The organism is Methanobrevibacter sp. (assembly GCF_017447225.1).
Classification (GTDB): Archaea; Methanobacteriota; Methanobacteria; order Methanobacteriales; family Methanobacteriaceae; genus Methanocatella.
In genome coordinates, this window is record NZ_JAFSNZ010000001.1 from 1 (window position 1) to 13,490 (window position 13,490).

A 13,490-nucleotide genomic window follows, 5' to 3' on the forward strand; every position below is an offset into this window, starting at 1 on the left:
GGAATTTATGATATTTATTATGAATATGCGGGTGGTCAAAATTATGCTGCTACTCTTAATAAAGTAAAATCAGATTCCACTTTTGAAGTAAAAAAAAGAGATGCTGAAATAAGTTATAGTATAGATTATGATACTGGTTATATTACAATTAAAGTTTTAGATGACGAATTTGCTCCTACTGGAAACATATATATGACTATAGATAATGGAAGCAGAAATACTTATGGTGTTTCTCTCATGACCAGTCTGCCGAATACATTAAAAAATGGAACTCATGAGTTAAATCTAACTTATTCTGGTGATAAAAAACATAATCCTGCTACTGTAATTGATTCATTTGAAATATTGAAATATACTCCAACATGTAACATTACTCAAGATGGAGGTAAATTCACATTTAATTTCACTAATGAAAATGGTATTCCTTCAGGTAGGGTTAATGTTGATTTCACTGGTCCAAACACATTTTCAGAAAACTTATGGAGTGTTGGAAGCGATGGTATATCCACTTATGATGCTTCTAGCAGATTACAAAATGGAAGTTATACTTTAACAGTACACTTTACTAGTTATAGTTTCAAATTTGAAAGTGCTGATTTTACTTATTCATTCAATGTAAGTAAACAGAATATACTTAATATGACTGTAAATCCGGAAATTCCTACTAAACCTTTCCAGACATCATCTACTTTTGAAGTAACTGTTAAAGGTGCAGAAGATGGTCCTATCCCAACTGGTTCTGTATCATATTCCATAAGTTGGAGAACATTTTCTGCTTCTTTAGATGAAAATGGTACTGCAAAATTAACCTGGGAAAACTTTGGTGACGATATAGGATCTGTTGTAAGAACGATTACATATAATGGTGATATTAACTATGATTCATATTCAATGGATGTTACTTTCGTTTGTGAACCACAACCTTTAACCGTTGATTTAAAAACTAATGGAAATAATGTAACTCTTTCATTTTATGATAGGGCAGGATATAATAGTGGTACTGTACATATTATAGATAATGGTGTGTATTTAGGAAATGTAACCGGTGATTGGGAATTCCCTGAATTTGAAGCAAATAATTTGGAGTTAGGTCCTCATACTTTTGAAATTATTTGGGAAAATAATAATGGAAAAAATTATACTTCTACTAAAACCACATTTTTAAGAATTTCAGGTACTCCTCAATGGGCAAATACTGGTTTTGATATTAAAAATGGTGGAAATGCTAATTACACTCGTTTATATGATAACGTTTATGTTGTTTGGAGCAATAATGAATCTATTAACATTACAAAGTATCCTAATAATATAAGAAGAGAATATACTGGTGAAATCTCTGCTGTTGTTTACGGCGGGTTTGCTTCATACTCTCCAATCATTGCTTCTGATGGAGTAATTTATCTTAATGATGGTTATACAATATATGTATATGATAGCGAAGGTAATGTTTTATACACCAGATCTCCTGGTAGAATTGTGCCTGGTATAACTATATATAATGACACTATTATTCTTGCTACACGTACTGATGAAGAAATTATTGCTTATGACTTCTTTGGAGGTCAAGGATATGGTACTGAAACAAATTGGGTTTCATCTTCATTATATTATCCGATTGTAGGTCCTGATGGAAGAATATATATTTCAGGTTATTTCAACAATATGGCAAATGCTGGTAATTGGATAACTGTTTTAAAATATGGTCTTTGGGGCGGAAATTCATTCAGTTGGGAAACTGCATATATTAGCTCTAAACCAATTGCTACACCAGTATTTGACGATGACGGCAACATGTGGGTAGCTACTGTTGATGGTCTTCGTGCTATCAATGTTTACTCTGAAAGCAATGTATTTTCAGACAATATCGGTATTAATGCAAGACCTGTTATCAGTGAAGCAAACATTGTCTACTACTTAGGCACCGACAATACTTTATATGCTTTAACTGGTGAAGGTTACTTATGGAACACTACATTTAACGGTACTGTCGGATCTGCTTTAGCTATTGATAATGAAAATGGTTTTGTATATACAGTAAATAAAGAAGGAATTTTATACAAATTTGATACTAATGATAATGGTGCTTTAAGTGAAGTTTACAATTTAGGTGCAAATGCTAGAAGCATTATTGTTGATGGTGACAGTAAAGTATATGTCGGTGATGAAAACGGTGCTGTTACTGCATTTGACAGTGAAGGAACTTTATTATGGTCTATTAATTTAGGTTCTTCAATAGCCGGTGGATTAGCTATGAATAAAGATGGTATAATCTACGCATACACTAATGACACTCTTTTCGCATTAGGATACAGAGACCCTATTTCCATTGAAGTAAACATTCCTGAAGGCAACTATTCAGTTTTAGACAACGTTACAATCACTGCAACCTTAAACGAAACTACTGAAGGTAATGTAATATTCACTATCGGCGATCAAAACATTTCTGTAGCTATTAACGGAACTGTTGCAGAGTTAACTACTACTGTTCCTGGAGGTAACCAAACTATCGTTGCTACTTTCGAAGGTAATGATGCATACGTGCCTGTAGCTGGTAATGCTACTGTAGATATTGCTAAATTGGATGTTGAATTTGAAAATGTTCCTGAAATAGTGATGGGTAATTGTGGAAAAACAATTTCATTTGAATTCAATATTAATTATAATAATACTCTTGTAAAAACTGGTTCTATTTCTATTTATGAGGGTGAAAATAGGCCTGATGCTTCTGCAAGGTTCAGAAATGATGTATGGCGTGCATGGATATATACTTGGGATTTAGTTCCTGGTGAATATGAGTATACTTTTGTATATGATGGAGGTACTACTTATAATTCAATAAATACTACTTTGAAAGTTATTGTTCTTCCTAATGTAGTTGCTAATGCAAAAGTTGTTGATGATAAAATTATCGTCGATATCATTATCACTGCTAATGAGGTTGATGAGTGGACACAATTCGATGAGTGTGAACCTATTGAAGATGCTACCGGTAAATTTACTATATCTGCAAATAATGAAACTGTAGCAAATGGTACTATTGAAAACGGTATGGCTTCTGTAAGTTTCGATAAATTAGAACCTGGAACTTATGAAATAAAAGTTATCTATGATGGTAATGAAAACATTCCTGCAAATAATGGAACTACTATACTTAAAATCCCTAGAACTTCCCAATGGCCTAGTGTAGGTGGAAACCCACAAAATTCAGGTATTGCTGATGCAACTCGTGAAGATGGTGTATCTATCATATGGGAAGCTGCTTTAAACGGAGATTTACGTTCCTCTGCTATCATTGATGGATTAGGAAACATTTATGTAAATGACGGATCTAAAATATATGCATTCACAAGCAATGGTACTTTAATCTGGTCAGGGGGTCCAGGATCTGCAGGTATCGCATTATACAAAGATGAAATAATTTTATCTCCAATTTACCATTATAATATGCAACTTATTAATGCAACTAATGGTAATAACCTTGGAGGAAATTATTGGTCTGCTTCAAGCGCTTTTACTCCAATCACAGGTCCTGATGGAAGAATCTACACTCCAACTGATTATGGTTATCCTGCTGACGGTCAAGGATGGTCAGGAAACTACTGGGTAAGTGTTTTCGATGAAACAGGTTATGAATGGGAACCTTACGGATTCAACTTATTCCTTGTTGAAATTACTGGTGTAGAATATGGTTCACAAGCTCTTAAAGCTTCCCCATCATTCGATAGTCTCGGATACATCTACGCCAACACAGTAAAAGGTTTCAAAATAATTAACATTGCAACCGGCGCAACTGTATTCAGTGACACAAGTATTAATGGTGTTGGAAGACCTGTTATTGATTCAAACAATATTGCATACATCCTTGATGCTACTTTAAACGGTATTTATGCAATCAGTACAGAAGGTATTCTCTGGAACGCTACTGTAAGTGACGCTATCGGCACCACTCTTGCAGTTGACAATGAAAATGGATTCTTATATGCTGTAAACGCAAACGGAACTTTATACAAATATGATACTGCTGACGGCTGTGAAAGCTTAGTATATGAACTCAACTCCACTGGCGTAAGCATCATTCTCGATGCTGACAGCAATGTATATGTAAGCACTGCTGCCGGTGATGTTGTAGCTATCAGTGCAGACGGTGAATTATTGTGGACTATCAACTTAGGTTCTAAAGTAGTTGGCCAATTAGCTATGGACAACAATGGTATAATTTATGCTGCTGCTGATAAAACATTATATGCATTAGGATTTGACGCAAACATGGATGTTGCTGGTGAAAATGTCACAGTATTTGACAATGAAATCATTACTGTAACTATCGATGCTGAAGGTAATGTAACTTTCTCATTCAATGGTGAAGACACTGAAGTTCCTATTGAAAACGGCACTGCAACTTTAGACTTAGGACAATTACCTGCAGGTACATACACTGTATCTGTAACTTACGATGGTGACGGTATTGCATACGGTCCTGCATTTGCTGAAACCGCTTTTGAAATCACTAAAGTTGACGCAGAAATCACTGAAGAAATTGTCGCTTCTGTTGAAAATTCAACCTTAACCTTAACTTTACCTGAAGCTGCTACTGGTATTGTTTTAGCTAAAGTTGACGGTAAAGGATACTATGCTGAAGTTGAAAACGGAACTGCTGTAATTGAAATTCCTGAAATGGCTCCTGGCAAATATCCTGTTGATATCACATACTTAGGTGACGACAACTATAACAACGCTTCATTCACAACCGAATTGGAAGTTCCTGAATTATTGGATGCTGAACTCGAAGCTGATGTTAATGAAACATTAATTACTGTAAACATCAATGAAAATGCAACGGGTAAAGTTATCGTAACTGTCGCAAACGCTTCCTATATCAAAGATGCAAGTGAAGCTCCAATCACTATTGATGTTGCAGATTTACCTGCAGGAACATATGATGTAACTGTCGAATACTTAGGTGATGAAAACTTCCTTGATGATGTAGTAAACACTACTGTAACCGTTCCTGAAGTAATCCCAGAAGATGCTAATGTTACTGTAGATGTTAACGATACTGAAGTGTCTGTGGAATTGCCTGAAGATGCTACTGGTTATGTTGTTGTTAGTGTTAACGGTACTGATTACTTCTTTGATGCTGGTGATGATATTGCTTTAGATTTAAGTGATTTGACTCCTGGTGAATATCCTGTAGAGATTACTTACTCTGGTGATGATAAATATGCTCCTGCAACCGCAAATACTACTGTGACTGTTCCTGAAGTTCTCCCAGAAGAAGCTAACGTAACTGTTGCTGTAAACGACAGCGAAGTTAATGTAGAACTTCCTGAAGATGCTACTGGTTATGTTGTTGTTAGTGTTAATGGTACTGATTACTTCTTTGATGCTGGTGATGATATTGCTTTAGATTTAAGTGATTTGGCTCCTGGTGAATATCCTGTAGAGATTACTTACTCTGGTGATGATAAATACGCACCTGCAACCGCAAATACAACCGTAACTGTTCCTGAAGTTGTTCCTGAAGATGCTAATGTGACTGTTGACGTTAACGACAGTGATGTGTCTGTGGCATTACCTGAAGATGCTGAAGGATATGTTGTCGTAAGTGTCGGTGACAAAAAATACTACTTCGATGCTGATGACGAAATCGAATTAGATTTAAGTGATCTTGCTCCTGGTGAATATCCTGTTGAGATTACTTACTCTGGTGATGATAAATATGCTCCTGCAACCGCAAATACGACTGTAACTGTTCCTGAAGTTGTTCCAGAAGATGCAAACTTAACTGCAACCGCTCAAAACACTACTATTACTGTAACTGTAGCTGAAAACGCTACCGGTAATGTATTAGTTGATGTAAACGGTACTGGTTACTTTGCTCCAATCGAAAACGGTCAGGCTACTGTTGAAGTTATCGGATTGGATGAAGGAACATATGATGCTGTTGTAACTTATGAAGGTGACGACACTTACGCACCTGCTAATGCAACTGTTGCTGTAACTGTTCCTGCAGCTCCTAAAAACGAAACTGATGTTGATCCTGAAGCTAACGTAACCGCTTCTGAAGATGCAATTGAAATTGAATTGCCTGAAGACGCAACTGGTTACATGTTAGTTGACGTTGACGGTACTGGTTACTATGTTCCTGTTGAAAACGGTAAAGCAACTTTCGAATTACCTGAATTAGCTCCTGGTAATCATACTGTTGGTGTAATTTACACTGGTGATAAGAAATACGCTTCAGCTAACTCTACTGAAACTATTGAAGTTCCTCTTCCTGATGAAACAATCTTTGCTGAAGATCTTGTTAAAGTGGAAAAAGCTGGTGACAGATTTGTTGCTAACTTCACTGACAGTGAAGGTAATCCTTTAGCTAACGCTAATGTAACCTTTGAAATCAATGGTGGAGTATACACCAGAACTACTGATGCTAATGGTCAGGCTTCCATTGCAATCAACTTAGCAACTGGTAACTACACAATAACTACAACCAACCCTGCAACAGGTGATGTTAAAGTTAACAACATTACTGTGTTATCCAGATTCACTGAAGACAGCGACCTTGTAAAATACTTCAGAAACGACTCACAATACGTGCTCAGAGTTTTAGGTGATGACGGAAACCCAGTCGGTGCTGGCGAAATCGTTACATACAACATTAACGGTGTGTTCTACAACCGTACAACCAACGCTACCGGTCATGTACAACTCAACATCAACTTAGGTCCTGGTACTTACATCATTACTGCTGAGTATAAAGGAGCTAAAGTTGCTCACAATGTAACTGTTTTACCTGTTTTAACTGCTGAAAACTTATCTAAAAAATTCGGTGAAGCAAATCCATTCGAAGCACACGTATACGACGGACAAGGTAAACCTGCCGCTGAACAGGATGTAGAATTTAACATCAACGGTGTATTCTACCACAGAACCAGTGACAGTAACGGTATAGCTAGATTAAACATTAATTTAGGACCTGGCGAATACATTATTACATCCACTTACGGTGCAGCAGCCATAAGTAACACTGTAACTGTAACCGCTTAAGGTTCCTTTGAGAAGTTTACTGCAAACTTCTCAACTTTTTTATTTTTTATGTAGATAACCTAATTCAAGTTTACTTTTTTTCAATTATCAATTAATTATTATAAAGCATCGATTAATTATTGGTATGGATTCATTATTGTTCTGGTGTTTTATCACTATACTATTCAATTAAAATGCATTGAAATATTGTATGATTTTTTCAATACTTTTGTATTGTAGTCTACTACATAGCTTATTTTTCAGGGATACTGTTCAAATGCTCTCTGATTAGTTTTATATGTGATTTGTTTATAATACTAAATTATAAATCAATAAAAGGTATGATACCATGAATATAGAATATATTAAGAACCATTACTATTTTGAAACCTTGACTGAAGAACATGATTTATCAAAGTTTTCTTGCGATTCTGAGGATCTAAATGATTTTTTAAAGAATGATGCATTAAATCAACAAAAAGAAAAACTAAATTTAACAAAACTATGTATTTGTGATGGCGAAATTGTTGGTTTTGTTACATTATTGACTGATGTTTTAAAATTAAATTTGGTGCGTGATGAAAATGTTAAAGAGTTAATTAAAGGTAAATTACATATCTCAATAAGAAATAATATCTCTTCAATTAAAATTGGTAGATTTGCAATAGATAAAAAGTATTCTGGAAAAGGATTAGGTTCTTTTATCTTGATTAATGTAATAGATAATATAATTAATCTTTCTGAAAATAATGTTGGTTTAAGATTTATTGTAGTAAATGCTTATGCAAAAGCATATACATTTTATGTTAATCATATTGGATTTGAAAATTTAAAAAAAGATGATAAAATTTTGGAAAATATAGATTTTATCAAAAATGTTGATCCTGAAAGAACATTTTTATTATATTTGGATATTAAAAATTTATGTTAGATAGTAAATTAGAATATAACTTTTCGTTGTGTTCTAATTCTATTCGCTAATTCTTTTTGTTTTTCAGTTGGGGGTTCATTCATTTTTTTCAATATATTTATAGCATCTTTCCCGTATAATGTTGGTGTTTCTTCTATTGGTTTGGCCATGATTATCACCTATGATTAATATTAGTTTAGTTTTTTTTTATTTAAATATTCTTTGTGTTTCACATTTTTTTCTAAATTCCTTATCTTCTTTTGTTGCAGGCTTATCCATTTCATTTAAAAAAATCAGCTGATTCGTTCCCATATAATGTTGGTGTTTTTTTTATTGGTCTGGCCATGGTTATCACTTTAATATAAAGAGGAGGATAATTAGCTATATGTGGAAAATAGCTAATTAAATACTTCTTTGAATTTATCTTTCAAGCCTTTTTCAACGTGTTTTATTTCTTCTCCGCTGACTTCGGCAAATTCTGTTAATAATTGTTTCTGTTTTGAATTTAATTTTTTAGGAACTACTACTGTTACGGTAACGTAGAGGTTTCCTCTTGAGGAATGTCTTACTGAGTTCATTCCCTGGCCTCTTAATTTAAATACTGTTCCGCTTTGTGTTCCTGGAGTTATCTTAAACTCGACTTCTTTGCCTTCGATTGTTGGTATGCTTATGACATCACCCAGTGCAGCCTGCGGAAAACTGATTTGCTGCTCGTAGTACAGGTGGTCGCCTTCTCTTTCGAAGAGTTTATTATCTTTAATGTAGACTGAAACTATTAAGTCTCCTTCAAGGCCTGCTGCATCTCCGCAGTTACCTTCACCGGATACTCTTAAATGATTTCCTTCATCTACACCTTCAGGTATTTCGAGCTTGATTGTTTTGGTTTTTCTGACATTTCCCTTACCGTGGCAGTCGTCACACGGATCGGTAATTATCTTTCCTGTTCCGCCACATTCACGGCATGGTCTTACATTAACCATCTGGCCTAAAAAAGTGTTGCTGACTTCCTTGATCTGACCGGTTCCGTTACATGTTGGACAGGTTTTAGGGTCGTGGCCGGGTTTTGATTTTGAACCGTTACATGTCGGACAAAGTTCGCTTCTTGTAACCTTAATTTCCTTTTCGCATCCGTTGAATGCCTCTTCAAGAGTAATTGTAACGTCAGTGTAAATGTCTGATCCTCTTTGAGGGCCGGTTCTTCCTCTTGAACGTGTGCCTCCGCCAAAACCGAATAAATCGAAGATATTGCCAATGTCAAAGCCCTGGAAAATATCATCAAAGTTAACATTCTGATAGAAGTCTTCAGCAGTAAATCCTTCCATACCTGCATGACCGAACTGATCGTATCTTTGACGTTTCTCTTCATCTGATAGCACTGCGTAAGCTTCACTGATTTCCTTGAATTTCTCTTCGGAACCTTCCTCTTCACTTACGTCGGGGTGGTATTTCATAGCCAGTTTACGATAAGCTTTCTTGATTTCCTTTTCATCAGCAGATTTGTCTACCCCAAGGACTTCATAGTAATCTCGCTTGTCTGCCATTTATTCACCTTAAAATTTGATTAAAAAAAATTAGATAAAAAAATAAAATGTTTCATCTCGCGTTAGTTTATTTTTTTATTGATTCTGATTCTGATTACCTACGCCTGAGATAAAACATTTATTCATGAATCTAATCATCTTTTACTTTGTAGTCTGCATCGATTGTGTCATCGTCGTCGTCAGGTGCGCCTTGAGCTCCGGCATTTGGATCTTGGCCTGCAGCCTGCTGTGCCTGTGCTTCAGCCTGAGCCTGCTGATAGATTTTAGCACCAATTTCCTGGACTACTTTTTCCAATTCTTCGGTTTTTGCTTTAATAGCTTCGATATCGTCTCCGGCAATGAGTTCTCTTAACTCACCAACAAGTTTTTCAACATTGGATTTTTCATCTTCGGATATTTTGTCTTTGAGTTCATCTAATGTTTTTTCAGATGTGTAAATCAATGAGTCTGCATTGTTTCTGATTTCAATTTCTTCCTGTTTTTTCTTATCCGCTTCAGCGTTCATTTCTGCTTCTTTGATTTTTTGCTCAATCTCTTCATCGGATAATTTGGTTGAGGAAGTAATTGTAATAGCCTGTTCTTTTCCTGTTCCTTTGTCTTTTGCAGTTACGTTGATAATACCGTTTGCGTCAATATCAAAGGTCACTTCAATTTGAGGAACTCCTCTTGGTGCAGGTGGGATTCCGACTAATTGGAAACGTCCGAGGGAAGTGTTGTCCACTGCCATTCTTCTTTCACCCTGAAGTACGTTGATGTCTACGGAAGGCTGGTTGTCAGCTGCAGTTGAAAAGATCTGGCTTTTCTTGGTTGGAATTGTTGTGTTTCTTTCAATTAATGTGGTTGATACTCCACCGAGGGTTTCGATACCTAAAGATAATGGGGTTACGTCTAAAAGAACTAAGTCTTTGATTTCTCCAGCCAATACTCCTCCCTGGATGGATGCTCCCATAGATACACATTCCATTGGGTCAATTCCTCTTTCAACTGGTTTTCCGATGAATTTTTCAACAAAGGACTGTACGCATGGCATTCTGGTAGGTCCACCGACCAAGATGATTTTGTCGATTTCATTTTTGCTCATTTTAGCATCGTCAAGAGCTTGCTGCATTGGTTTACCTGATTTTTGAACAATGCCGTCAACCAATTCTTCAAGTTTTGCTCTTGTTAGGCTTTCAATTAAGTTTTTAGGAGCGCCGTCAGATCCCATTGCGATGAAAGGCAAGTTAACTTCAGTGGTTAAGGTGGTTGACAGTTCGATTTTTGCTTTTTCAGCAGCTTCCCTTAACCTTTGAACTGCCTGATCGTTGTCTCTTAAGTCGATACCTTCTTTTGCTTTGAACTCGTCAGCGAGGTAGTTGAGAAGTACGTTATCCATGTCGGTACCACCGAGTTGGGTGTCTCCGCTGGTGGATTTTACTTCAAAGACTCCTCCACCGAATTCCATGATGGTTACGTCCAGGGTACCTCCACCTAAATCGTATACCATAATGTTAATGTCATCGTCATCCTGTTTGTCAAGACCGTATGCTAGGCTTGCTGCGGTCGGTTCGTTTACAAGTCTTACAACATCAAGTCCTGCAATGGTACCTGCGTCTTTGGTTGCGGTCCTTTGGTTGTCGTCAAAGTATGCAGGTACGGTAATGACTGCTTTTTCGATAGGTTCGCCTAAGAAAGTTTCAGCGTCCTTTTTGATTTTTTGAAGGATGAATGCTGAGATTTCCTGAGGGGAGTACTGTTTTCCGTTAGCGGTTACTTTTTTGTCAGTACCCATCAATCTTTTGATTGCGCTTATTGTGTTTTCAGGGTTGGTTACAGCCTGTCTTCTTGCAGGTTCTCCAACCAGCATTTGTCCGTCTTCAGTAAATGCAACATAACTTGGGAAGGATTTACCGTATTGGCTTGCTCCTTCTGCTGAAGGAATGGTTGTTGGTTTTCCTCCTACAAGAACTGATGCTGCGGAGTTACTTGTTCCTAAGTCGATTCCAATGATTTTTTCTTTTTTATTATCTGACATAAATATCACCAATTTTTCTTAATTAATAATTTATATAAACATGATTATTTTTTACAAACGATTACTTTTGAGTATTTGAGGACTTTGTCTTTGTATGTGTATCCTTTCATAAGCTCTTCTATAATGTATCCGTTTTCAACGTCTTCGCTTTCCTGAACCATTAATGCTTCATGCTTGTTCAGGTCGAATTTTTCTCCTTTGGCGGGAATTTCTGCAACGCCCTGTCTGGTCAGGACATCTGAAAATTTATTGTATATTAATTCTATACCTTCTCTGAAATCCTTGTCGCTTTCGATTGTAAGGGATCTTTCGAGGTCTTCATAACAGTCGAGGAATTCTTTGATAACGTCTTCATTAGCAAATTTTATGATTTCAGCGTTTCTTTTGTCTGTAATCTTTTTGAAATTTTCAAAATCAGCCTGAAGTCTTTGGGACAGTGAGACATATTCCTGAGTTTCGCCTTCCTGCTTTTCGAGGTCTTCTTTCAGTGAGGATATTTCCTCATCCTTTGAAGCCAGCTCTTCAAGCAGTTTATCGTATTGCTCCTGAAGATCTTCTGTTTTGTTAGTTTCTTCTTTTTCTTTTTTCTTTGCCATTCACTCACCCTTCTGTTTTTGAAAAACCCTTTGTAATAACTCTCAGCAGAGAATAACTGTTTTTGCACTTCAAATATTTGGCTTAAGGAATTTATGGACATATAGGAAAATGGTTCATCTTTCAAGAGTTATTACTCCGAGTTTTCACACCAAATATTAAAGTAACAAAAAGTTACATTTCTCTTACTTTATTATAGTAACAAAAAGTTATATAAATGTTTCGGTTATTTTCTTACATTTTGTAATAAAAATACAATACTTTAAATATGGTTTCAGATATAATCTATAAACATGACTGATACAAATGAGATTAAAAAAAATACCAAATTCCAGAATAAAGGTAATTCATCATCAGACAGCATAAAAATTACCGGAAACTACGGAAGCGATGTTGGTGAAATAGACAAGGAAGACATCCTCGATGTCATGGGCTGTAAAACGAGAAGAGACATAATAGATCTCCTAAGGCAGGAACCGATGTTTGTAAGCGAAATATCCAATGAGCTCAACGTCGGCCAGAAGGCAATCATCGCACACTTAAGGGCGATGGAAGATGTCGGCATACTCAACTCCTCATATAAGAAAGTATTGAGGGGAAGACCGCGCAAATACTATGATCTGGATAATGAAGTGACCATACACATCACAATCAACAAGAACTCATTTAACGTGGACTTCAACAATCCCAGAGACACCCTGCAGCTGCCCTCAGGCGACGAATGGTCCAAGCTTTTAGACATAGAAAAGAGACTGGACAACGGCCAGATGGAAGCTTTAGAGGAGCTTAAAAATCAGATAAGATTATATGATAATCTCAAGGCAAGAGCCGAATATATACTTGAGCGCACTCTAAGGGACAGATAATTCTATTGATTTGTATTAGTTATAACTCTTTTTTCTCTTTTTTTCCAAGTTCAGACAATATAACCTCCTCATACAATATTACCGGATTAATTTCTATCTACTTTTTATATAATGACATAATAATTGTTTCTTGTAATAGATGAATTAAAACTTAGCATGATTTTGTTAGGTAATGAAACATGTTTTTTAATTTTGTTTATACATGTTGGAGGGGAAGTATGGCTAGTGCTTTGGCAATAGCTATCAATATTGTCTCTGTCATATTGGCAGTCATAAGCTTTTACATGGCTTTGTGTTAGCTGATATGATAGTAGTATGCTGTTGAACGAGGGTAAAGGTTCGTGTTTTTTATGGAGTCACGTCCGGAAGTTTTGCGTAATTCTTCCCTTTACCAAATTTAGAAAATTTTATATAATATTTTAATTATATTATGTATTAGAATATGTTTTCTTGTTCTAATTTTTTGATCCTCTGAAACATATGTATTAACTAAATTTAGTATAATTATGTGACAGTTTATAGGTTTTTTTTGCCTATAA

7 protein-coding genes are annotated in these 13,490 nt (G+C 35.8%); 3 read left to right on the forward strand and 4 right to left on the reverse strand.

What is annotated here, in order from left to right; all coding sequences use genetic code 11:
- Both IJQ68_RS00005 and IJQ68_RS00010 read left to right on the forward strand, forming a co-directional pair.
- Window positions 1-7,047 (forward strand): Ig-like domain repeat protein (locus IJQ68_RS00005; RefSeq protein ID WP_292795300.1); only part of this gene is annotated, 7,047 nt, incomplete at its 5' end.
- Window positions 7,048-7,375: 328 nt separating this feature from the next.
- Entirely contained in the window at window positions 7,376-7,957 is a 582-nt protein-coding gene (locus tag IJQ68_RS00010; protein WP_292795303.1) for a GNAT family N-acetyltransferase, read from the forward strand.
- A gap of 8 nt (window positions 7,958-7,965) precedes the next feature.
- Here the strand turns inward: IJQ68_RS00010 and IJQ68_RS00015 are convergent, their stop codons facing one another.
- The 4 genes from IJQ68_RS00015 to IJQ68_RS00030 form a co-directional block, all read right to left on the reverse strand.
- Complete coding sequence (locus IJQ68_RS00015) at window positions 7,966-8,106, reverse strand: hypothetical protein (protein WP_292795305.1); 141 nt, start codon at window positions 8,104-8,106, stop codon at window positions 7,966-7,968.
- A gap of 228 nt (window positions 8,107-8,334) precedes the next feature.
- Window positions 8,335-9,477: a molecular chaperone DnaJ gene (gene dnaJ, locus IJQ68_RS00020; RefSeq protein ID WP_292795307.1), complete on the reverse strand. Its 1,143-nt coding sequence runs from the start codon at window positions 9,475-9,477 to the stop codon at window positions 8,335-8,337.
- Window positions 9,478-9,607: 130 nt separating this feature from the next.
- Window positions 9,608-11,491: a molecular chaperone DnaK gene (dnaK, locus tag IJQ68_RS00025; RefSeq protein ID WP_292795309.1), complete on the reverse strand. Its 1,884-nt coding sequence runs from the start codon at window positions 11,489-11,491 to the stop codon at window positions 9,608-9,610.
- A 44-nt stretch (window positions 11,492-11,535) separates the two neighbouring features.
- The gene (locus tag IJQ68_RS00030; protein ID WP_292795311.1) at window positions 11,536-12,087 is read right to left on the reverse strand and encodes a nucleotide exchange factor GrpE; all 552 of its coding nucleotides are present in this window, start codon (window positions 12,085-12,087) and stop codon (window positions 11,536-11,538) included.
- Window positions 12,088-12,378: 291 nt separating this feature from the next.
- Here IJQ68_RS00030 and IJQ68_RS00035 point away from each other — a divergent pair, with 291 nt between their 5' ends.
- Window positions 12,379-12,951: an ArsR family transcriptional regulator gene (locus tag IJQ68_RS00035; RefSeq protein ID WP_292795313.1), complete on the forward strand. Its 573-nt coding sequence runs from the start codon at window positions 12,379-12,381 to the stop codon at window positions 12,949-12,951.
- The last annotated feature ends 539 nt before the right edge of the window (window positions 12,952-13,490 follow it).

Bases quoted from the DNA above. Each gene is read 5' to 3' on its own strand.
- IJQ68_RS00010 (WP_292795303.1), top strand. From the start codon at position 7,376: ATGAATATAGAATATATTAAGAACCATTACTATTTTGAAACCTTGACT.
- IJQ68_RS00015 (WP_292795305.1), bottom strand. From the start codon at position 8,106: ATGGCCAAACCAATAGAAGAAACACCAACATTATACGGGAAAGATGCT.
- dnaJ (WP_292795307.1), bottom strand. From the start codon at position 9,477: ATGGCAGACAAGCGAGATTACTATGAAGTCCTTGGGGTAGACAAATCT.
- dnaK (WP_292795309.1), bottom strand. From the start codon at position 11,491: ATGTCAGATAATAAAAAAGAAAAAATCATTGGAATCGACTTAGGAACA.
- IJQ68_RS00030 (WP_292795311.1), bottom strand. From the start codon at position 12,087: ATGGCAAAGAAAAAAGAAAAAGAAGAAACTAACAAAACAGAAGATCTT.
- IJQ68_RS00035 (WP_292795313.1), top strand. From the start codon at position 12,379: ATGACTGATACAAATGAGATTAAAAAAAATACCAAATTCCAGAATAAA.